Source organism: Bradyrhizobium retamae, assembly GCF_001440415.1.
Taxonomy (GTDB): domain Bacteria; phylum Pseudomonadota; class Alphaproteobacteria; order Rhizobiales; family Xanthobacteraceae; genus Bradyrhizobium; species Bradyrhizobium retamae.
The window spans coordinates 93,456-114,958 of the sequence record NZ_LLYA01000002.1 but is presented as its reverse complement, the minus strand read 5'-3'; the positions used below and the strand labels follow the sequence as shown (position 1 = coordinate 114,958).

Genomic DNA, 21,503 nt, shown 5'->3' with positions numbered 1-21,503 from the left:
GACGGAAATCATGTCTTCCGAACAGCTCGCCATTGCATCCCTGACCGACCGCGTGAAATCCGTTGCGGTACGTGCACCCGTTTCCGCCGTGCATTTCCTCGGCGAGCGCGCTGCCTTCGTGTGTGCCGAGGAAAACGTCGCAATCGCCGATGCCACCGGAGAAATCTCCCATGTGGTCATGCACGGCGGCGCCATCCTCTGCACAGCGTCCGATGACAAGCGCGTCGTCACCGGTGGTGACGACGGCAAGCTCGTTGCGTTGAATGCAAAGGGTGAGACGTCAGTGCTTGCGACCGACGCGAAACGGCGCTGGATTGACAATGTCGCGCTGCATTCCGATGGCGCGTTTGCCTGGTCGGCTGGCAAGACGGCGTTCGTCCGCAGCGGCAAGGGCGAGGAGAAGACTTTTGACGCGCCGTCGACCGTCGGCGGCCTCGCCTTCGCGCCAAAAGGCCTGCGCGTGGCGGTCGCCCACTACAATGGCGTGACGCTGTGGTTTCCCAACATGGCGGCGAAGCCTGAATTTTTGCAATGGGCCGGCTCGCACCTCGCCGTCACCTTCAGCCCCGACAACAAATTCCTGGTCACCGCGATGCACGAGCCGGCGCTGCATGGCTGGCGGCTCGCCGATATCAGGCACATGCGGATGAGCGGCTACCCCGGTCGCGTCCGCTCGATGTCGTGGAGCGCGGGCGGCAAGGGGCTCGCCACGTCGGGTGCGGACAGCGTGATCATCTGGCCGTTCGCCAGCAAGGACGGTCCGATGGGCAAGGAGCCTGCGATGCTGGCGCCGCTGCAGGCGCGCGTTTCGATGGTGGCCTGTCATCCGAGGCAGGACATCATGGCCGCAGGCTATAGTGACGGCACCGTGCTGATCGTGCGGCTCGAGGACGGCGCGGAAATTCTGGTGCGCCGCAACGGCAGCGAGCCGGTCTCGGCGCTGGCTTGGAACGCGAAGGGCACGTTGCTGGCTTTCGGCACCGAGGACGGCGACGCCGGGATGCTAGAATTCTAGGCGTCCCGGATGGGGTTACCAAGCAGGTTCCCGGCGGAACTATGCGCCTTGCCGGCCGTTGAGCCCACGAACGATTTTGTGGGTCGAACGATATGCCTGCCGATGCCCGTCAACGCAAATACCGAAGGGAAATGCTGGGCGCATCCACGCTGATCGCGGTCGGGCTGATCATTTCGGCGCTGTCGCTGACCGAGATCGTTGCGCGCGATTCACAGCACGTCGCGCAGGCGACGCCGCCGACGCAGTCGACGCCCGACGCGGAAACGAAGCCGCCCGCGCCCGCCGCGCCGTCCGAACCCGGCACGACCGGGCAAAGGCCATCAGACATTCCGCCGCAGCCTGCCCGTCCAGACCCGGATGCGCAGAAGTCGGGCGCTCAGCCCGCGCTGCCGCCGGCGCCGGCCGAGAAGACCGCGCCGCCGATCCGCGAAAAGGAAAAATGATCCCACTGCCGTTGCGCCGATTGTGCAATCGCAAAATCGTGGGCTGAGGCCCTGCCGCGCTCGTTCGATGCGCGAATGTATGGGCCATGTGACCTATTCGCCCGTATCAATTCGTAGGAGAGGGCGCAGGCCTCGCCTTCGAACGCCTTGTGTTGATCCCCAACAAGCGGTTAGGCTTGCAGCAAAACAGCCGGCAGGTCGAATAACAGCCGGCAGCTCGGGGAGTGACGCATGCGTGAGTTAACGTCGGAAACGATCACGGACGCCGTGCTCGACCAGATGGCGACGACGCCCGACCCTCGCCTGAAGGAGATCATGGCGTCGGCGGTAAAACATCTCCATGCCTTCGCCCGCGACGTCAACCTGACGCCCGCGGAATGGATCAAGGGCATCGAATTCATGACTGCTGCCGGCAAGATGTGTTCGCCGGAACGGCAGGAATTCATCCTGCTATCCGACACGCTCGGCCTCTCGGCGCTCGTCAACGGGCTGCACGACGCGACCGCGCTCGAGGAAGCCACCCACACCAGCCTGCTCGGCCCGTTCTACCGCGAGGCCACGCCGACGCTTGCAGCCGGCAGTTCGATCGCCAAGATTCCGAAGCCCGGCAGCGAGTGCGTGTTGTATGGCCGCGTCACCGATGCCGCGGGCAAACCGGTCGCGGGCGCCACCGTCTCGATCTGGCAGACCGGCGCCGATGGCCTCTATGACATCCAGGCCAGCGCGACCTCGGTCGATTACCGCGGTGTGTTTGCCACCGATGCCGATGGCCTCTATGTGCTGCGCACCGTCAAGCCGCTCGGCTATTCGATCCCGATGGATGGCCCGGTCGGCGCGATGGTGAAGGCGCAGGCGCGGCACGGCATGCGGCCGGCGCATATTCACTTCCTGGTCGGCGCAGCCGGCTATCGCGAACTGGTCACGGCGCTCTATCTGCGTGACGATCCCCATCTGGCCGATGATGTCGTGTTCGGCTCGTCGGGCGATCTTGCCGTCGACGTGGTGGCCAATGATTCGGACTGCCCGATCAAGGGCATGCCGAGCATCCGCTTCGACATGCGGTTGTCGCGCGAAAGCGCCGCCGACAAGACCAACGGGCGCGTCGGCGCCGATCCGTCGGCGATCATGAAACAAGCCAAAAGCGAACATGCCCCGGCGGGTGCCGGCGGCTAGCCCGAGACTGACGCGATCCACTTCACCGCAGCCGGGCGAAGATCCGGCGGACGCAGAAATACAACGACATAAGGGGGAATCGATGAAACGCAGAACATTCCTGGGCGGCGCAATGGCCGTCGCGGTGGTCGGGCACGGGTCGAGCGCTCTTGCCCAGCAGCCGCCGATCAAGATCGGCATGTCGATGCCGCAGACTGGCGGCCTCGCCGGCGGCGGCAAGGCGTCGTTGCTCGGCATCGAGATCTGGCGCGACGACGTCAATGCCAAGGGTGGGCTGCTCGGCCGCAAGGTCGAACTGGTCGTCTATGATGACAAGTCGAGCGCATCGGAGACACCTGCGATCTACGCCAAGCTGGTCGATGTCGACAAGGTCGACCTGCTGTTTGCGCCTTACGCGACGGTGCCGACCGCGCCGATCATGCCGTTCGTCAAGCAGCGCGGCCTCTTGCTGATGGGAAATTTCTCATTCCAGGTGAACAGCAAGGTCGGCCACGACATGTGGTTCAACAATGCACCCTGGGGGCCGGCCGATAGCTGGGCGGCTTCGTTCCTCGACCTGGCGCAAAAGGCCGGCGGCAAGAACATGGCGCTGTTAACGGCGGATCAGGAATTCGCGCAGAACCTCGCGCTCACAGCGCGGGATGTCGCCAAGAAGCGCAATATCCCGATCGTTTTCGACCAGGTCTACCCGCCGAACACGGTGGAATTTTCGTCCATCATTCGCGCGCTGAAGGCGGCCAAGCCCGACATCGTCTATGTCGCGTCCTATCCGCCGGATTCGGCCGGCATCCTGCGTGCCGTGAACGAGATCGGGATCGGCGACAGCGTCAAGATTTTCGGCGGCGGCATGGTCGGCCTGCAATTTGCCGCTGTGATGTCGAACCTCGGCTCGCTGCTCAACGGCGTCGTGAACTACAATACCTGGCTGCCGGAAAAGAGCATGTATTTCGACGGCACCAAGGAATTCTTCGACAAATACACCAAGCGCGCCGTCGAGGCCAAGGTCGATCCGCTCGGCTACTATCTGGCGCCGTTCGGCTATGCGATGGGCCAGATGATCGAGGCGGCGGTCGGCGCGACCAAGTCGCTCGACCAGAAGGGCATCGCGAAATACCTGCGCGAGAACGAGCACAAGACCATCGTCGGCTCGATCGCGTTTTCGGCCGATGGCGAGCGAAAGGAAACGGCGACGCTGCAGGCCCAGTTCCGCGGTGTAAAGGACAAGGACATCGAACAGTTCCGCTCCTCCGGCAGGCAGGTGATTCTATTTCCTGATAAACTGAAAACCGGAGAGCTCATCAGTCCCTTCGAGGCTGCCCGAAACTTAGGCCTCGTGGCTTTTCCGGCTCAGGGCCAAGGGGGGACTTGAATTGTTTTCGATGGACCTGCTGCTTGGGGCAGTCGTGCTCGGCGTGCTGCTCGGCTGTTTCTATGCAGCCGTCAGCGTCGGCTTGTCCGTCTCGTTCGGATTGCTCGATGTTCCCCACGTCGCGCATCCGGCATTCCTGGTGCTGGCTTCCTATGGCGTGTACCAGCTCAACGAGAGCTATGACATCGACCCGTTGCTGGCGGGCCTCGCCATCACGCCGCTGTTCTTCGTGTTCGGCCTGCTCGCCTACCGCGTCTACTACGAAACCTTCGAGCGGCGTGGCAGCGATGCGGCCGTCCGCGGCATCGCCTTCTTCTTCGGCATCGCCTTCATCATCGAGGTGTTGATCATCCTGCAATTCGGCGTCGACCAGCGCTCGGTTTCCGCGACCTATATCGGCAAGTCGTGGCGGTTCGGCGAGTTTCGGATACCGATCCGGCAACTGGTGGCTTTCGCGGTGGCGCTGGCGCTGACAGTGCTACTTGCCGTGTACCTGTCGAAAACCTTCATGGGCCGCGCGATCCGCGCGGTCGCGCAGGACGAGGAGGCGCTGCGGCTGATGGGCGCCAATCCGGTCCGCATCAAGCAATTTGCCTTCGGCATCGCCACCGCCGTGCTCGGCATCGCCGGTGCGCTCCTGATCATCGTGGCGCCGGTCGAGCCGACGCTCGATCGCGCCTATATCGGGCGGACCTTCTGCGTCGTCGTCATGGCAGGGCTCGGCAGCATCAGCGGCACGCTGATCGCCGCCATCATCCTCGGCGTCGCCGAATCCATCGTGCTGACGTTGTTCGGGGCTTCCTGGGCGCCGGCGATCTCGTTCGCAATGCTGCTCGGCGTGCTCGCCGTCCGGCCGCAAGGTCTGCTGGGCCGATGAACAAGCGCAGCCACAGCATCGCATTCTGGGCCGCCGTCGCCGTCTTCCTGGTCGCCGTGCTGTCGATGACACAGATCGTCCGCAACGAGTATCCGTTTTTTGCCGGCTATGTCATCCTGCAGTTCATCGCGCTTGCGGTTGCCTGGAGCATCCTCGGCGGCTACGCCGGTTACGTCAATTTCGGCACCAACGCCTTTTTCGGCGTCGGCGTCTATACGGCGGTAGCGCTGTTCAAGGCGACAGGCGCGCCGCTCGTGGTGCAGATCGCAGCCGCCGCCGTCGTCGGCATGACGCTCGGCTTTGGCGTTGGCCTCCTCACTTTGCGGATGCGTGGCATCTTCTTCTCGATCGCCACGATTGCGCTGGCGATCATCATCGAGACCTTTGTGATGAACTGGCGGTTCGTCGGCGGCGCGGCCGGCATCCAGATCCAGCGGCCGCCGGTGATGGCGCCGTTCGACAGCTATGTGAAGATGCTGTTTTTCGTGCAGGCCGTCCTGGTCGTCATCGCCATTGCGATCGCGCGCTACGTCCAGAATTCCCGGATCGGCCGCGGCCTGCAGGCTCTCAGGGACGACGAGCTCGCCGCCGAATGCACCGGCGTGCCGACGCTGAAGCTGAAACTGATCGCCTGCATGATCTCCGGCGCGCTGATTTCCGCGGCCGGCGCGCCCGCCGCCATGTACCTGCAATATGCTGATCCGTCCTCGGCGTTCAACCTGAGCTACTCGGTCTCGGCGCTGGCGATGGCGCTGATCGGCGGCACCGCGCACTGGATCGGCCCGGTGTTAGGGGCCATCCTGCTCGGCTCGACGCAACAGCTCCTCGCCGTGACCATCTCCTCGGAGGTCAACGTGCTCGTGCTCGGCATCATGCTGGTGCTGTTCGTGGTCGGCGCGCCGAAGGGCATCATTGGGCTGTTGCGGCCGCGCTACCGTCTGCGCGCGGGGGGCAAGCAATGAATACAGCAGCCGCCGACGCACCCCTGCTGCAGGTGGGGACTCTGACAAGGACCTTCGGCGGCTTCACCGCGCTCGACAATATCAGCGTCGATATCCGAAAGGGCGAACGGTTCGGCCTGATCGGCCCGAACGGCTCGGGCAAGACCACGCTGATCAACTGCATCTCCGGCGCGTTGAAGCCGCAGGTCGGCAGCGTGGTGTTCTGCGGCGAGGACATCACGCAATTGCCGCCGCACTTGCGCGCGCGCCGCGGCATTGCCCGCAGCTTCCAGATTCCGCGGCCGTTCAGGAGCATGACGGTGCTGGAAAACCTCATGGTCGGGCTCGACTTCGCCGCCGCCGGTCCAGCGGCGGCGGAGGAAGAAATCGCGATGTCGATCCTGACGCGGATGGGGCTCGCCTCGAAAGCCGGCGCCGCGAGCGACACGCTGAGCCAGGTGGAGCTGCGCAAGATGGAGCTCGCCCGCGCGATGGCGGTGCGTCCGAAGCTCTTGATTTCGGACGAGGCGATGGCCGGGCTGTCGTCTTCCGAGGTCGACGAGGTGCTCGACCTCCTGATCAGCCTTGGCGAGGAAGACATCACCATCATCATGATCGAGCACATCATGCAGGCGGTGATGCGCTTTTCGGAGCGGGTGATGTGTCTCGACGCCGGAAAGATCATCGCGCTCGGCGCGCCTGGCGAGGTGATGGCCAACAAGCGGGTGCAGGAGGCCTATCTTGGCACTTAGCCTTGCTATCGAAGCCCTCGATGCCGGCTACGGGGCCGTTAAGGCGCTGCGCGGCGTCACGCTGCATGTCGAGGCCGGCGAGACCGTGGCCTTGCTCGGCACCAATGGCAACGGCAAGAGCACGCTGATGAAGTGCGTCATGGGCCTGGTGCGCCCGGATAGAGGCCGGCTTGCGCTGTCGATCGACGGCGTGGCGCATGACCTCACAAAGCTCTCGCCCGAGGCGATCGTCGATCTCGGCGTGGCGCTGGTGCCGGAGGGGAGGCGGCTGTTTCCCAAGCTGACGGTGACGGAAAACCTGATGCTTGGCGCATTCAGGAAAATGGCCCGCAACGCCATCCAGCAGAATCTCGCGCTCGTCTTCGATACATTTCCGGTGCTGAAGGAGCGGCGCAGCCAGCTCGCCGGCACCATGTCCGGCGGACAGCAGCAGATGCTGGCGATTGCGCGCGCGCTGATGTCGTCGCCGCGCCTGCTCTTGATCGACGAGCCTTCCGTGGGGCTGTCGCCGCTATTGGTGTCGCAGACCATTGCCAAGATCGGCGAGCTCAAGCAGCGCGTCGGCCTGACGGTGCTGATGGCGGAGCAGAATTTCAACCAGGCGATCCGGATCGCCGACCGCGGCTACATCATCGTTCACGGCGAGATCGCGGTGGCTGCGCAGTCGGTCGACGAATTGAAGGCCAACGACATCGTCAAGCGGCTCTATCTCGGCGGCGTCGCGTAACGGAGATCCGCCGCAGGGATGCGACTATTGTGCGCCTCTGAGCGTGCAGGCGGTCGAGCAGGTCGTCATGACCCCGCGCTCGCAGGCGATGCACACCGCGACGCACTGCTTCTTGTCCTTGGGATTGTACTGGCTGAAAAGCTTGCGGACGCAATTGTCGATCGAGCCCGTGACGTCAGCATTGCTGCCGCTCTCGGGCGTGCACGACGCCAGTGCCGCCGCCGACAGCACGATGGCAATGATGCTGCGCATGTTGGTCGCTCCACCGAGGGAGCCGCCGCTCAAAAGCTTGGCGACGGCCCAAGGGCCCTCGCAGAAATTCACCCTTCAGGATGGCGCGATTGGATTAATCGAGTGTTACGAGCGGTGGGAGCGCTCGTGCGTAGTTCTACGCCGGTCCAGGTCATGGAGGAAACAATGTGCGCTGCAGCGGGGAGCTGCAGCGCCTGTGTTGCGGTGTTACCGCACCAGCACGTTCCTGAACTGCCAGGGATCCGACGTGTCGATATCCTCCGGGAACAGGCCGGGCCGGTCCGACAGCGGCGTCCAGTCGGTGTAAAACCCTTTCACCGGGCCGAGATACGGCATCTGGATTTCGAGGCAGCGGCGGAAATCCATCTCGTCGGCCTCGACGATGCCGGCTTCCGGATTCTCCAGCGCCCACACCATGCCGGCCAGCACCGCCGAGGACACCTGCATGCCGGTCGCGTTCTGGTAAGGCGCAACGAGGCGGGTCTCCTCGATCGAGAGTTGCGAGCCATACCAATAGGCGTTCTTGCCGTGGCCGTAGAGCAGCACGCCGAGCTCGTCGATGCCGTCGACGACCTCGTGCTCGTCCAGAATGTGCCAGCTCGGCTGCATCTTGCCGGTCGCGCCGAAAATCTCGTGCAGCGACAGCACGGCGTCGTTGGCTGGGTGGTAGGCGTAGTGGCAGGTCGGGCGATAGATCACCTCGTTGCCATCGCGTAGCGTGAAATAGTCCGCAATCGAGATCGACTCGTTGTGGGTGACGAGGAAACCGTATTGCGGCCCCGGCGTCGGGCACCATGAACGGACGCGGGTGTTGGCGCCGGGCTGCAGCAGATAGATCGCCGCACCGCAGCCTTCGGTGTGCTGGCGGCCGTTATCCGGCATCCATTTCTCATGGGTGCCCCAGCCGAGCTCGGCCGGCTGCATGCCCTCGGACACGAACCCTTCTACCGACCAGGTGTTGACGAACACGTTCATCGGCTTCGGATTCCTGGAGCGCTGGGTGTCGCGCTCGGCGATGTGGATGCCTTTGACGCCAAGCTTCTGCGCGAGCTGCCCCCAACCCTCGCGGCTCTTCGGCTCGTTGAAAGGCGTGTTGGTGTCGCGAGCGATATCGAGCAGCGCCTGCTTGACGAACCAGGATACCATGCCGGGATTGGCACCGCAGGTGGAGACGGCGGTCGTGCCGCCCGGACTCTTGTGCTTGGCGGCGAGCAAGGTCTCGCGCAGGGCGTAGTTGGAGCGCTTTTCGGGACCGATGTTCTTGTCGAAATAGAAACCCGCCCAGGGCTCCACCACGGTATCGATGTAGAGCGCGCCGATCTCCCGGCACATGGTCATGATGTCGACCGAGGAGGTGTCGACGGAGAGATTGATGCAGAATCCCTGGCCGCCGCCTTCGGTGAGCAGCGGGATCAGGAATTCGCGATAATTGTCGCGGGTCACGGCTTGCTTGATGAAGCGCACGCCGTGTTTCTTGGCGAGCTCGCCATCCTCATGCGGATCGATGATGACGAAGCGCGACTTGTCATAGTCGAAATGGCGCTCGATCAAGGGCAGCTTACCCTTGCCGATCGAACCGAAGCCGATCATCACGATGGGCCCAGTGACTTTCGCGTGAATTTTTGCGAGTGCGTTCATCAGTCGGTCTCCGGAAACAAAAATTCGTGGGAATGGAGGGATCAGGCGGTGCGGCGCTTGGCCGTCACTTCGATCTCGATCTTCATCTCGGGCTTGTAGAGCCCCGCGACGACGAGGAGCGTTGTGGCCGGGCGGATCTCGCCGAAGATTTCGCCGCAGACCGCAAAGAAGGCGTCCGCATCGGCAATGTCGGTGATGTAGTAGGTGGCGCGGACGATATCGGCCATCGCAAAGCCGCCCTCCTTCAGGGCTGCCTCGATATTGCCAAAGCAGTTGCGCGCCTGGCTCGTGATATCGGCCGGAATGACCATGGTCTTATAGTCGTAGCCGGTGGTGCCGGCGACGAAGGCGAAATCGCCGTCGATGACGGCGCGGCTGTAGCCGGCGGTCTTCTCGAACGGCGAGCCGGTGGAAATCAGGCGGCGGGGCATCGGAACCTCGATCTTGGGAACGATCCTGGGAATGATCCGGCGGCGGGATGGGCGCGGTTTAAGGGCTTTTCCCCGGCGCGCGCAACCCCTGGCGACGTCACCGGGAATGCCGGGTGAAGTCGGCGGCCGGCGGCGCGCCGCCGCTCCAGCGACGCACGAGAATGTCCCTGACGATCATGACCGAGATCATGACCAGGAGGACGGTCGTGACGGCGCTGCGCCAGCGCGGGCGCACGGCGGCGGGAGGGCACTCCGACATGCTTTCAGGCCACGCGCGGCAGGAGCAAGGACTTCGCCTTCCTGGCCCGCACTGCCTTTGTTTTCGGCGAGCGTTCACCGGTCGGAACGATCATGCCGCAGGCGCCGTCAAGCGCGCCATCGCAAAGCTCCAGGCCGAGCAGCCGGTCGCGATCGAAGGCGCCCGGCAGCGACAGCTCGCTGGTCTTCGCGGCCGAGAAGCCGAAGCGGGCGTAGTACGGCGCATCGCCCAGCAGGACTACCGCGCGATGGCCACGCGCCTTCGCCGCCGCGAGCGCGTGGTCCATCAGCGCAGCCCCGACCCCGAGCTGGCGGGAGCAAGCCTCCACCGCCAGCGGGCCGAGCATGAGCGCCGGGATGCCCCCGGCGCTGACGTGCCACAACCGCAACGTACCGACCAGCCGGCCCTTGCTCACAGCCGAAAGGCTAAGGCCTTCGGCGGGCGCGCGTCCATCGCGCAGGCGCTGGCAGGCGCGCATATGGCGGTTGTCGCCAAAGCAGGCATCCAGCAGCGCCTCGCGCGCGGCGACGTCCGAGGCCCGCTCGCTGCGGATCGCAAGCGGAGCGGCATCGGGGAGCAGGGCAACAGTGGTCTTCCGCAAAGCAGTCATGGCACGTCAGTCCCCGCTTCCACGGCAGGGCAGCCGCGCGAAGCGTTGTCTTCAAATCGCAGATGACGGGGAGGGAGCCGGCGCACCGGCTCCCGTTACTCGAGCCTCAAAAAGAGGCAGCTCAGATGTGGTAGGTCCTGAGCGGCGGGATGCCGTTGAACGCCACCGACGAGTAGGTCGACGTGTAGGCCCCGGTGCCTTCGATCAGCAGCTTGTCGCCGATCTCGAGCGTCACCGGAAGCGGGTACGGCATCTTCTCGTACAGCACGTCGGCGCTATCGCAGGTGGGGCCTGCGAGCACGCACGGCGTCATCTCCGCGCCGTCATGCGGCGTGCGGATGGCGTAGCGGATCGACTCGTCCATCGTCTCGGCGAGGCCGCCGAACTTGCCGATGTCGAGATACACCCAGCGCACCTCGTCCTCGTCGCTCTTCCTGGAGATCAGGACGACTTCGGTCTCGATGATCCCGGCGTTGCCGACCATGCCGCGGCCCGGTTCGATGATGGTCTCCGGGATCTGGTTGCCGAAGTGCTTGCGAAGCGCACGGAAGATCGACCGGCCGTATTGCAGGACCGGAGGAACGTCCTTGAGGTACTTGGTCGGGAAGCCGCCGCCCATGTTGACCATGGACAGGTTGATCCCGCGCTCCGCGCAGTCCCGGAACACCGTCGAGGCCATCGCCAGCGCGCGGTCCCACGCCTTCACCTTGCGCTGCTGCGAGCCGACATGGAACGAGATGCCGACCGGCTCCAGCCCCAGACGCTTGGCGAGGTCGAGCACCTCGACCGCCATCTCCGGGTCGCAGCCGAACTTCCGCGACAGCGGCCATTCGGCGCCGGCGCAGTCATAGAGGATGCGGCAGAACACTTTTGCGCCGGGAGCGGCGCGCGCGATCTTCTCGACTTCGGCGGCGCAGTCGACCGCAAACAGGCGAATGCCGAGCGCGAAGGCGCGCGCGATGTCGCGCTCCTTCTTGATCGTGTTGCCATAGGAGATGCGGTCCGGCGTCGCACCGGCAGCCATCGCCATTTCGATTTCGGCAACCGTCGCGGTGTCGAAGCAGGAGCCCATGGAGGCGAGCAGCGACAGCACTTCGGGGGCCGGATTGGCCTTCACCGCGTAGAACACGCGGCTGTCCGGCAGCGCCTTGGCAAAGGTCTGGTAATTGTCGCGCACGACTTCGAGGTCGACGACGAGGCACGGCTCGGTGTCGTGGCCCTCGCTGCGGCGGTTACGCAGGAATTCCTGAATACGTTCGGTCATAGCACCCTCCAAACGGCCCAGCGACGGGTCCCGTTCAAATTTGATCTCGGACGTGAGTGCTTTGGCGTTGCCGCACGATGGAGACGCGACGAAGCCTCGAACTCAAGAACCGAATTGTGCTGCCGTGGATTGGTTGGGAATTTTCCCGCCCGCTCACCTGGCAATGAAGGACAAGCCTTTTCAGTAGCCCGCGCCGGCGGTGGAATGCCGGTAGAGACCAAAAAAGCCCGATCCGTCGTTGCTTTAAGTCGCGTCCCCCGTTGAGAGCGGGGTGCGCCGGTTCGCCTCCGGCTGCCAGTCACGGTTGCAAAGGATGGAGAGACCTTCAACGGCATCTCTTGAGAGAGATGCTGGCCACTCGAACAGGAGCGACCCTCGGTTCTTCATCCCTTGGCGGCTGTCCGGCCTCTTGTCCGGATACCTACCGACTGACACACGACCACAGGCACGTGCGAAATTGGGCAAGGCTGGAAATAAGACTTTTGATTCTGGTTCGCAAGAATTTTTTTAGGCTGGGGACAAATTTCCCCGACGTGTGCTTACGAAAGCGTTCGCAGCGCGCACGGCTCACGACAAACATGAATAGAAGTTAAGATTTTCTCAGGCAGGCGATAAACGCTTCAGCGTCCGTGCCGCAGCGCTTTCTTGAACGCGCGTCAGGCGCGTTTGAAGAACGGCTCGATGCGCTGCGCGCCGCGGATGAACGCTACCATGATCAGCACGCCGATGCCGAACAGCACCGCCTGGAGGATGCGCGCGCTGGTGTCGTCGAGGCCGAACAGGATCGCGAGCGCCCAGCCGCCGGCAAACGCCGCGCCGAACACTTCCGCGCCGATCAGGATCGCAGCCGAAATGACGGTGATGACGCTCGGCCATGCGATCGCGCGGGAGGATGTGGAGGCGGGCTGTGGGCTCATGAAAAAAGGTCCTGTTCTCGGGGGCGCAATCTCTCCGAAAAGGTCCTCTCTATCAAGCACAAAAGGCCCAAAAATGCCGCATCGCGTGCTATAGATTGCCGCATCTTCTGGAGCGTTTTCGAGCGAAATCGGTACCGATTTCGGCCCAAGAAAACGAGGCATAAACGGGAATTGTGATGTCAGAAACCCTGCAGACGGCGGCCCCTTCGGAAGCTGGCGAAAACCCGCTGCTCCGGCCGTGGCAGACGCCGTTCGAGACACCGCCCTTCAGCGAGATCCAGCCGGAACATTTCCTGCCCGCGTTCGAGCAGGCCTTTGCCGATCACGCGGCCGAAATCGCGGCGATCACCCACGATCCCTCGGTGCCGGACTTCGCCAACACCATCACGGCGCTGGAGCGCTCCGGCAAGCTGCTCGCGAAGGTCTCTGCCGTGTTCTACGATCTGGTCTCGGCGCACTCCAATCCCGCGATCCTGGAGATCGACAACGAAGTCTCCTTGCGGATGGCGCGGCACTGGAACCCGATCATGATGAACGCGGTGCTGTTCGGCCGCATTGCGCTGCTGCACGATAACCGCGCCACGCTCAAGCTGACCGGCGAACAGATGCGGCTCCTGGAGCGTACCTACACCAACTTTCACCGTGCCGGCGCCGGCCTCGACGAGGTCGCCAAGAAGCGCCGGGCCGAGATCAACGAGCGGCTGGCCCAGCTCGGCACCGCGTTCAGCCACCATCTGCTCGGCGACGAGCAGGACTGGTTCATGGAGCTCGGCGAGGCTGACCGCGACGGCCTTCCGGAGGCCTTTATTGCCGCAGCCAAGGCCGCCGCTGAAGAGCGCGGGATGGCGGGCAAGGCAATCGTGACGCTGTCGCGCTCCTCGGTCGAGCCGTTCCTGAAGAGCTCCGCCCGCCGCGACCTGCGCGAGAAGGTCTTCAAGGCCTTCACCGCGCGGGGCGACAATGGCAACGCCAACGACAACAACGCCACCATCGTCGAGATACTCGCGCTCCGCGAGGAGGCCGCCAAGATCATGGGCTTTCCGACCTACGCCGCCTACCGGCTGGAGGATTCCATGGCCAAGACGCCGGAGGCGGTGCGCAGCCTCCTGGAGCGGGTCTGGAAGCCGGCCCGGGAGCGGGTGCTCGCCGACCGCGACGCGCTGCAGGGGTTGATCGCGGAGGAAGGCGGCAACTTCGCGCTGGCTCCGTGGGACTGGCGCTACTACGCCGAAAAGCTGCGGCAGCGGCGGGCCGATTTCGACGACGCGGCGATAAAGCCCTATCTGGTGCTCGACCACATGATCGAGGCCGCCTTCGACTGCGCCACACGCCTGTTCGGGATCACCTTCTCCGAACGCAAGGACATTCCGGTCTGGCATCCGGATGTCCGGGTCTGGGAGGTCAAGGATGCTGCCGGCAAGCACAAGGCGCTATTCTATGGAGATTATTTCGCGAGACCCTCAAAGCGCTCCGGCGCCTGGATGACTTCGCTGCGCGATCAGCAGAAGCTCGACGTCGACGTCGCCCCGCTGATCATCAATGTCTGCAATTTCGCCAAGGGCGCGGACGGCCAGCCGTCGCTGCTGTCGCCGGACGACGCGCGCACCCTGTTCCACGAGTTCGGCCACGGCCTGCACGGCATGCTGTCCAATGTGACTTATCCCTCGCTGTCGGGGACATCGGTGTTCACCGATTTCGTCGAGCTGCCCTCGCAGCTCTACGAGCACTGGCAGGAGCAGCCGCAGGTGCTGCGGCAGTTCGCCAGGCACTACCAGACCGGCGAGCCGTTGCCGGACGACCTGCTGCAGCGCTTCCTCGCCGCGCGAAAATTCAACCAGGGCTTTGCCACCGTGGAGTTCGTTTCCTCGGCGCTGGTCGATCTCGAATTCCATACCCAGCCGGCCGCCGCCGGCCGCGACGTCGCTGCGTTCGAAAAGGCGGAGCTGGAGAAGATCGGCATGCCCGCCGAAATCGCGCTACGGCACCGGCCGACCCAATTCGGCCACATCTTTTCCGGCGATCATTACGCATCGGCCTACTACAGCTACATGTGGTCGGAAGTGATGGACGCTGACGCCTTCGGCGCGTTCGAGGAGGCCGGCGATATTTTCGATCCTGCGGTGGCAAAACGCCTGCACGACGACATCTATTCGTCAGGCGGCTCGCGCGACCCCGAGGATGCCTATGTCGCCTTCCGCGGCCGCGAGCCGGAGGCCGACGCGCTGCTGCGCCGTCGCGGCCTGCTCGAAGCAACGCCGGCGGCCTGATTGGCCGGCGCCGCTTCCACGAGTCGTCCCTGCGAACGCAGGGGCCTATAACCTCTGGTGTCCGTTGTGAAGGAACAGCCTTTGCCACATTGCCAAAATGAGACGACACGGCATATCGGTCCCCGCCGTCGGAGAGATGACGTGTTACGTGGAATGTTCGGATTGTTCGGCTTGATCGTCGCGTTGTCGCTCGGCACAGCCGCGGCTGAGGCCCATCCCCATGTCTGGATCACCGCCAGGAGCGAGGTGGTCTACGCGCCCGACGGCGCGATGACGGGTGTGCGCCACGCCTGGACATTCGATGACATGTTCTCGACCTACGCGCTGCAGGGTGTCGCGACCAAGACCAAGGGCGTCTACACCCGCGAGGAACTGGCACCGCTGGCTCAGACCAATGTCGAGTCGCTGAAGGACTTCGCCTATTTCACCTTCGCCAAGGCCGACGGCAAGAAGGCGAAGTTCGAGGAGCCGGTCGACTACTACCTCGAATACAAGGACAGCGCGCTGACGCTTCATTTCGTGCTGCCGCTGAAGGCGCCGGCGACCTCGAAGCAGTTGGCGCTGGAAGTGTTCGATCCCTCCTACTTCATCGACTTCAAGTTCGAGGACAAAGATCCGATCAAACTGATCGGTGCGCCCGCCGCCTGCCAGATGCAATTCCAGCGGCCGAACGACGAGACCGCCAACACCCAGCGCCTGAACGAGCAGAATTTCCTGAACGGCGACAATTCCAACTATGGCGCGATGTTCGCCAACAAGATCATGGTGAACTGCCCATGAGGCGGATGCTCCCCCCAAGCCTCGCGCGAGGGATCGCAGTGACGGCCGCGGCGATCGCGGCCGTTGTGATTTTCGATGCTGCCTTGCATGCGCTGATGGCGCAGAATCCGTTCGGTGGTCCACGTCCCGCGGCCGAGCCGCAGGTCGGCGGCGTGATCGGATGGATTTTGGCCAAGCAATCCGAATTCTACCGCGAAATGTCCGCCACCATCCGCGCGGCGAAATCGGACGGCAGCGCGGTCTGGACGCTGCTTGGAATTTCCTTCGCTTACGGTATTTTTCATGCCGCCGGCCCCGGCCACGGCAAGGCGGTGATCTCGTCCTACCTTGTCGCCAATGAGGAAACCGCGCGGCGCGGCATCGTGCTGTCGTTCGCCTCGGCGTTCTTGCAGGCGTTGGTGGCGGTCGCGATCGTGGCCGTCTTCGCCTGGCTGCTCTCTTCCACCGCCAAGACGATGTGCTCTGCGGAGAAGGCGATCGAGATCGTCAGCTACGCGCTGATCGCGGCGTTGGGCGCCCGGCTGGTTTGGACCAAGGGCGGCGGCTTTATGCGCGCGCTGCAGGCGAAGCCGGAGCTAGCGATGGCATCGGCCACGGCCCATCATCACGGTCATGACCATGCCCATCACCATCATCATGATCACAGTGATCATCACGGCCATGCCCATGTTCATGACGAGCACTGCGGCCATTCGCACGGGCCGACACCGGACCAACTCGCCGGTCCGGGCGGTTGGCGGCGCGGCTTGGGGACGATCTTTGCCGTGGGCATGCGGCCCTGCTCGGGTGCCATCCTGGTGCTGGTGTTTTCGCTGGCGCAGGGCCTGTTCCTGGCCGGCATCGCAGCGACCTTCGTGATGGGCCTCGGCACTGCGATCACGGTCGCCGCTATCGCCGTGATCGCTGTATCGGCGAAGGGCCTGGCAAAGCGGCTGAGCGCCGGGCGCGAGGGCGGCGGCGCGCTGATCATGCGCGGCATCGAATTCGGCGCCGCCGGCCTGGTGCTCTTGTTCGGCCTCGGACTGTTGTTCGGCTACCTCGCCGCCGAACGCGCGACGTGTTTGTGATGCTCATCGTCATTCCGGGGCGCGTCGAAGACGCGAACCCGGAATCTCGAGATTCTCAGGTGCGCAATTGCGCACCACAGTTCGATGCTTTGCATCGCTCCGGAACGACGAGCACGAGGATTACCTGCAAATACTCGCGGATCGAATCCCCACGGTCCGGCACTTCAAGGAACAAGCCCGCTGCGCTATTCAAGCGCCTGAACACGCAAAGTCGGGAATCCCATGTCACGCGAGCAATTCTGGTTCTTCCACCCGTTCCGGGTGCGCTACTCCGAAATCGACGGCCAGGGAGTCGTCTTCAACGCGCACTACCTGACCTATTTCGACACCACCATCACCGAATACTTTCGCGCGCTCGGCTATGATCAATATGCCGATGCCAAGAAATCCGGCGTCGATTTCCACGTGGTCAGATCCGTCATCGAATACAAGGCGCCGGTCCGGTTCGACTGGGAGCTCGACGTCGGCGCGCGCGTGGCGCGGATCGGCAATTCGAGCCTCACCTTCGAACTCGCGATTTTCCTTAAAGGCGGCAGCGACGCGCTCGTGACCGGCGAGATCGTCTGGGTCAACACCGATCAGAAGACGCATCGTGCGGTCCCGATATCGAAGGAGATCCGGGACCTGATCGCGACACGGGAGCGGCATTTGAGCTGAGCCAAGTCGTCCTCGATATCGTAGGTGGGCCAAGGAGCGCTAGCGTGCCCACCATCATCGAGCACGGTGCTTGATGGTGGGTACGCGGAGCCTGTCATCACTCCGCGAGCGCCCTTGCGCGCTCGTCGCTGGGCGCACATTCGCGCGACCCTTTGACTCTTCGCAATGACGATGAGAAACCAGCATGACTCCCAACCCCCACCTACATCGGTAAATACTCCTTGATCGCCGGCAGAAAGAAGATCGCGATGTTGATCGCGAACCCGAGGCTCCATAGGATCGAGCGCAGCGTCGGGCGGTTGCCGAGATAGGTGAAGACATAGGCGATCCGCACGATCACAAAGAGAATCGCGAGTTCGTCGATCAGGCGCTGCGGCCCGAGCCGAAATTCCGCCAGCAGCACGGCGACTGCAAAGAACGGAAAGGCCTCGATGCCGTTTTGATGCGCGCCAAGTGCGCGGGCGCGGATCGGGTCCTGGTAGAAGGCGGGATCGCGCGGCTTGGCATTGTCGAAACGGCCGTAGGCGGCCCATTTGACCGATGCGATCGTCAGCAGATACAGCAGCACCGTTCCGAAAACGCACCATTCGGCGATCGTCATGGTTCCTCCCCGCGCACGCGCGCCCAGCCGCCAGTTGGGAAGCGTAGCGAACCGGCGGTTATCTTGACAAGGATGGTGCAAAGCGCGAAGCCATCGAAATCATGACCGCGGTCGTCCCACTTGGCAATGCAACGGCACCGGCAGCCCTGGAGCAACGCGTCGGCGTGCTGCTGGTCAATCTCGGCACGCCCGATACCGCCGATGCCCAGGGGGTGCGGGTCTATCTGAAGGAATTCCTCTCCGACCCCCGCGTGATCGAGGATCAGGGCCTCGTCTGGAAAGCGATCCTCAACGGCATCATTCTGCGGGTGCGTCCGGCCAGAAAGGCGCGCGACTACCAGAAGATCTGGAACGCCGAGAGAGGCGAATCCCCGCTCAAGACCATCACCCGGTCGCAGGCCGAAAAGCTCGCGTCGGCGATCGCCGATCGCGAGCACGTCGTGGTCGATTGGGCGATGCGCTACGGCAATCCGTCGATCCGCTCGCGCATCGACGCCCTGGCTGCGCAAGGCTGTGATCGCCTGCTGGTGGTGCCGCTCTATCCGCAATATTCCGCGGCGACCTCGGCGACGGTCTGCGACGAGGTGTTTCGCGCGCTCGCCGATATGCGCGCGCAGCCGACGCTGCGGGTGAGCCCGCCTTATTATGACAATCCCGATTACATCGAAGCGCTCGCCGTCTCGATGTCAGAACATCTGGCGGCCCTGCCGTTCCAGCCCGAACTGATCGTGGCATCGTTTCACGGCATGCCGCAGAAATATGTCGACAAGGGCGATCCCTATTACGCGCAATGCGTCGCAACGACCGAAAGCCTGCGCAAGCGGTTGGGCCTTGATGCCTCCAGACTGGTCCTGACATTTCAATCGCGCTTCGGCAGCGACGAGTGGCTGCAGCCCTACACCGACAAGACCATCGAAAAATTGGCGAAAGATGGCGTGAAACGCATTGTGGTGGTAACGCCCGGCTTCTCCGCCGATTGCCTGGAGACGCTGGAGGAGATCGCGCAGGAAAACGCCGAGATTTTCAAGCACAACGGCGGCGAGCAATTTTCCGCAATTCCCTGTCTGAACGACAGCGAGCCCGGCATGGACGTCATCCGCCAACTCGTTTTGCGCGAACTCCAAGGCTGGATTTAACCACATCAACAACCAGTTCGCCGTTCGGAGCCCGAGAACATCTGGTGGCCCGCAAACCATTCCCTAGCTATATAACCATGAACTGAGAACCGCCGGCTGAACCGGGCCTACGCCGTTACAGACAAATGAGAGATCGCGCCGGGCAACGCACCTTGCCGGCCTTGGAGGGACTTTATGAGTGGCTTCGACATTTTCGCGATTGCCTTTGTTCTACTTGTCATTGCCACATTGTTCGCGGGCGTCAAAACGGTGCCGCAGGGCTATGATTGGACCATCGAGCGGTTCGGCAAATACACCCGCACGCTGTCGCCGGGGTTGAACCTCATCATTCCCTATTTCGACCGCGTCGGCCGCAAGATGAACATGATGGAGCAGGTGATCAACATTCCCGAGCAGGAGGTGATCACCAAGGACAACGCCACCGTGACGGTGGATGGCGTCGCGTTCTTCCAGGTGTTCGACGCCGCGAAAGCGAGCTACGAGGTCGCCAATCTCGAGCAGGCCATCATCGTGCTGACCATGACCAACATCCGCTCGGTGATGGGCTCGATGGATCTCGACCAGGTGCTGTCGCACCGCGACGAGATCAACGAGCGGCTGCTGCGCGTGGTCGATGCGGCCGTCTCGCCATGGGGGCTCAAGGTCAACCGCATCGAGATCAAGGACATCGTGCCGCCGGCCGACCTGGTGGAAGCGATGGGCCGGCAGATGAAGGCCGAACGCGTCAAGCGCGCCGACATTCTGCAGGCCGAGGGCCAGCGCCAGTCGGAAATTTTGCGCGCCGAGGGCGCCAAACAGGGGCAGATTTTGCAGGCCGAAGGCCGCCGCGAAGCCGCATTCCGCGATGCCGAAGCGCGCGAGCGCCTGGCGGAGGCGGAAGCCAAGGCGACGCAGATGGTCTCCGAATCCATCGCCCAGGGCGATGTCGCAGCGTTGAACTATTTTATCGCCGACAAGTACATCAAGGCGTTCGGACAGTTCGCGGATTCGCCGAACCAGAAGATCCTGATGATCCCGATGGAAGCAACTAGCGTGCTGTCCTCGCTCGCCGGTATCGGGGAGATCGCCAAGGCGACGTTCGGCGAAAGTGCCGCTTCCGCTACGGCCGCCGCACGGCGGACATCGTCGGTGCCGAATACCGGTCCCACCCCGCCGCCGGTCGCGCCGCAGCGGTAAGAGGTTGATCTCGAAGATTGATTAGAGGTTCGTGTCATGGCCGAGATATTTTCGACGTTGGGCACCTGGAACTGGCTGATCTTCGGCTTCGTCCTGATGGCGCTGGAATTGCTCGCGCCGGGTGTTTTCATGTTCTGGCTCGGGCTCGCGGCGCTGTTGGTCGGGCTCGTGTCGTTTGCGATCAGCCCGTCCTGGCAGACGCAGTTCCTGATGTTTGCGGTATTCGCGGTTGCCGCGGTACCGGCATGGCGGCACTTTGCGCGCAGCGAGGGAAGCCGCAGCCTGAGCAACCCGTTTCTCAACAACCGGACCAAGGCGCTGATCGGCCGGGAATTCACGCTGGAGAAGCCGATCGTCGGCGGCACCGGCACCGTGCGGATCGACGACACGATCTGGCGCGTCGCCGGCCCTGACGCGCCGGCCGGCAGCCGGGTCAGAGTGGTGCAGGCCGATGGCGCCAGCCTGACGGTGGCGGTGGCTTAGCTTCCATCATCTCCTTGCATTATGCTACAAAAAATGTAGCATCGCTACGATATTAGTAGCAATGGAGGTTTGCCGTGTCACAAACCATGCCGCGCATCGCGCCACTTGAGCCGCCTTATGCACCTGACATTGCCGAGCAGTTCGACCGCATCATGCGCGGCGCGCCGCCGCTGGTGCTGTTTCGCGTCGTGGCCGGCAATGCGCGGGCCTGGGAGAAATTCCGCGCCGGCAGCCTGCTGGATCGCGGCCCGCTCAGTTTGCGGGAGCGCGAGATCGTCATCGACCGCACCTGCGCGCGAACGGGCTGCGAGTACGAATGGGGCGTGCATGTCACGACGTTCGCGCAAGCCGCGCATCTGACGGAAGAGCAGGTCCGCGCCACCGTGCTCGGCGCCGCCACCGACGCATGCTGGTCGCCGGCAGAGCAGGCCCTGATCGCCGCGGTCGATGCGCTGCACGGGCACGCCACGCTTGATGACGCCGAATTTGCGGCGCTATCGGCGCATTACGACGAGGCGGAAATATTCGAGATCATCCTGCTGTGCGGGTTCTACCGCACCGTCTCGTATCTCGCGAACGGACTGGCGCTGCCGCTGGAGGAGAACGCGGTGCGGTTTCCGGAGGCCTAACCCGTCATTGCGAGCGGAGCGAAGCAATCCATCTCGCGG

24 protein-coding genes are annotated in these 21,503 nt (G+C 63.6%); 16 read left to right on the top strand and 8 right to left on the bottom strand.

From position 1 onward, the window contains the following. Positions 1-10 precede the first annotated feature (10 nt). From CQ13_RS02940 to CQ13_RS02905, 8 genes are all read left to right on the top strand, one after another. Positions 11-1,015: a WD40 repeat domain-containing protein gene (locus CQ13_RS02940; protein ID WP_057841602.1), complete on the top strand. Its 1,005-nt coding sequence runs from the start codon at positions 11-13 to the stop codon at positions 1,013-1,015. A 131-nt stretch (positions 1,016-1,146) separates the two neighbouring features. Next, positions 1,147-1,458, top strand: a complete 312-nt coding sequence (locus CQ13_RS02935) for a hypothetical protein (RefSeq protein ID WP_245308992.1) — start codon at positions 1,147-1,149, stop codon at positions 1,456-1,458. Positions 1,459-1,689: 231 nt separating this feature from the next. Then, entirely contained in the window at positions 1,690-2,631 is a 942-nt protein-coding gene (locus CQ13_RS02930; protein WP_057841535.1) for a dioxygenase family protein, read from the top strand. A gap of 82 nt (positions 2,632-2,713) precedes the next feature. Next, entirely contained in the window at positions 2,714-4,000 is a 1,287-nt protein-coding gene (locus tag CQ13_RS02925) for an amino acid ABC transporter substrate-binding protein (protein ID WP_057841534.1), read from the top strand. Between the two features lie 10 nt (positions 4,001-4,010). Beyond that, a complete protein-coding gene (locus tag CQ13_RS02920) occupies positions 4,011-4,877 on the top strand; it encodes a branched-chain amino acid ABC transporter permease (RefSeq protein ID WP_245308991.1) in 867 nt (288 codons plus the stop codon). After that, positions 4,874-5,839 (top strand): branched-chain amino acid ABC transporter permease, encoded by a 966-nt coding sequence (locus tag CQ13_RS02915; protein WP_057841532.1) that lies wholly within the window; start codon positions 4,874-4,876, stop codon positions 5,837-5,839. The genes CQ13_RS02920 and CQ13_RS02915 overlap by 4 nt, the downstream gene beginning before the upstream one ends. Next, on the top strand, positions 5,836-6,570 hold the full coding sequence (locus CQ13_RS02910) for an ABC transporter ATP-binding protein (RefSeq protein ID WP_057841531.1): 735 nt from the start codon (positions 5,836-5,838) through the stop codon (positions 6,568-6,570). The genes CQ13_RS02915 and CQ13_RS02910 overlap by 4 nt, the downstream gene beginning before the upstream one ends. Further along, positions 6,560-7,297, top strand: a complete 738-nt coding sequence (locus CQ13_RS02905; protein ID WP_057841530.1) for an ABC transporter ATP-binding protein — start codon at positions 6,560-6,562, stop codon at positions 7,295-7,297. The genes CQ13_RS02910 and CQ13_RS02905 overlap by 11 nt, the downstream gene beginning before the upstream one ends. A gap of 24 nt (positions 7,298-7,321) precedes the next feature. Here the strand turns inward: CQ13_RS02905 and CQ13_RS02900 are convergent, their stop codons facing one another. From CQ13_RS02900 to CQ13_RS02875, 7 genes are all read right to left on the bottom strand, one after another. Further along, positions 7,322-7,549: a hypothetical protein gene (locus CQ13_RS02900; protein ID WP_063800024.1), complete on the bottom strand. Its 228-nt coding sequence runs from the start codon at positions 7,547-7,549 to the stop codon at positions 7,322-7,324. Positions 7,550-7,756: 207 nt separating this feature from the next. Continuing rightward, positions 7,757-9,187, bottom strand: a complete 1,431-nt coding sequence (locus CQ13_RS02895; protein WP_057841528.1) for a homospermidine synthase — start codon at positions 9,185-9,187, stop codon at positions 7,757-7,759. 41 nt (positions 9,188-9,228) lie between these two features. Beyond that, positions 9,229-9,618, bottom strand: coding sequence for a RidA family protein (locus CQ13_RS02890; protein WP_057841527.1), 390 nt, complete (start codon positions 9,616-9,618; stop codon positions 9,229-9,231). A gap of 97 nt (positions 9,619-9,715) precedes the next feature. Then, a complete protein-coding gene (locus CQ13_RS44195; protein WP_197427223.1) occupies positions 9,716-9,877 on the bottom strand; it encodes a hypothetical protein in 162 nt (53 codons plus the stop codon). A 4-nt stretch (positions 9,878-9,881) separates the two neighbouring features. Then, positions 9,882-10,487: a GNAT family N-acetyltransferase gene (locus tag CQ13_RS02885; protein ID WP_057841526.1), complete on the bottom strand. Its 606-nt coding sequence runs from the start codon at positions 10,485-10,487 to the stop codon at positions 9,882-9,884. Positions 10,488-10,608: 121 nt separating this feature from the next. Further along, a complete protein-coding gene (locus tag CQ13_RS02880) occupies positions 10,609-11,751 on the bottom strand; it encodes a type III PLP-dependent enzyme (protein ID WP_057841525.1) in 1,143 nt (380 codons plus the stop codon). Between the two features lie 656 nt (positions 11,752-12,407). Continuing rightward, positions 12,408-12,668, bottom strand: coding sequence for a hypothetical protein (locus tag CQ13_RS02875; protein ID WP_057841524.1), 261 nt, complete (start codon positions 12,666-12,668; stop codon positions 12,408-12,410). A 176-nt stretch (positions 12,669-12,844) separates the two neighbouring features. On the opposite strand from CQ13_RS02875, the gene CQ13_RS02870 reads away from it, so the two are divergent. The 4 genes from CQ13_RS02870 (at position 12,845) to CQ13_RS02855 (ending at position 17,439) form a co-directional block, all read left to right on the top strand. After that, positions 12,845-14,935: a M3 family metallopeptidase gene (locus CQ13_RS02870; RefSeq protein WP_057841523.1), complete on the top strand. Its 2,091-nt coding sequence runs from the start codon at positions 12,845-12,847 to the stop codon at positions 14,933-14,935. Positions 14,936-15,088: 153 nt separating this feature from the next. Beyond that, the gene (locus CQ13_RS02865) at positions 15,089-15,715 is read left to right on the top strand and encodes a DUF1007 family protein (protein ID WP_057841522.1); all 627 of its coding nucleotides are present in this window, start codon (positions 15,089-15,091) and stop codon (positions 15,713-15,715) included. Next, positions 15,712-16,782, top strand: a complete 1,071-nt coding sequence (locus CQ13_RS02860; RefSeq protein ID WP_156433459.1) for a nickel/cobalt transporter — start codon at positions 15,712-15,714, stop codon at positions 16,780-16,782. The genes CQ13_RS02865 and CQ13_RS02860 overlap by 4 nt, the downstream gene beginning before the upstream one ends. Positions 16,783-17,004: 222 nt before the next feature. Beyond that, positions 17,005-17,439 carry an acyl-CoA thioesterase gene (locus CQ13_RS02855; protein ID WP_057841520.1) on the top strand — a complete coding sequence of 145 codons (435 nt, stop codon included), beginning with the start codon at positions 17,005-17,007 and terminating at the stop codon, positions 17,437-17,439. A 202-nt stretch (positions 17,440-17,641) separates the two neighbouring features. Here the strand turns inward: CQ13_RS02855 and CQ13_RS02850 are convergent, their stop codons facing one another. Beyond that, entirely contained in the window at positions 17,642-18,040 is a 399-nt protein-coding gene (locus CQ13_RS02850) for an MAPEG family protein (protein ID WP_057841519.1), read from the bottom strand. 101 nt (positions 18,041-18,141) lie between these two features. On the opposite strand from CQ13_RS02850, the gene hemH reads away from it, so the two are divergent. From hemH to CQ13_RS02830, 4 genes are all read left to right on the top strand, one after another. Beyond that, complete coding sequence (gene hemH, locus CQ13_RS02845; RefSeq protein ID WP_057841518.1) at positions 18,142-19,176, top strand: ferrochelatase; 1,035 nt, start codon at positions 18,142-18,144, stop codon at positions 19,174-19,176. A 174-nt stretch (positions 19,177-19,350) separates the two neighbouring features. After that, on the top strand, positions 19,351-20,352 hold the full coding sequence (locus CQ13_RS02840; RefSeq protein WP_057841517.1) for an SPFH domain-containing protein: 1,002 nt from the start codon (positions 19,351-19,353) through the stop codon (positions 20,350-20,352). A gap of 36 nt (positions 20,353-20,388) precedes the next feature. Continuing rightward, entirely contained in the window at positions 20,389-20,835 is a 447-nt protein-coding gene (locus CQ13_RS02835; RefSeq protein ID WP_057841516.1) for an NfeD family protein, read from the top strand. A 74-nt stretch (positions 20,836-20,909) separates the two neighbouring features. Then, entirely contained in the window at positions 20,910-21,464 is a 555-nt protein-coding gene (locus CQ13_RS02830; RefSeq protein ID WP_156433458.1) for a carboxymuconolactone decarboxylase family protein, read from the top strand. Positions 21,465-21,503 lie beyond the last annotated feature (39 nt).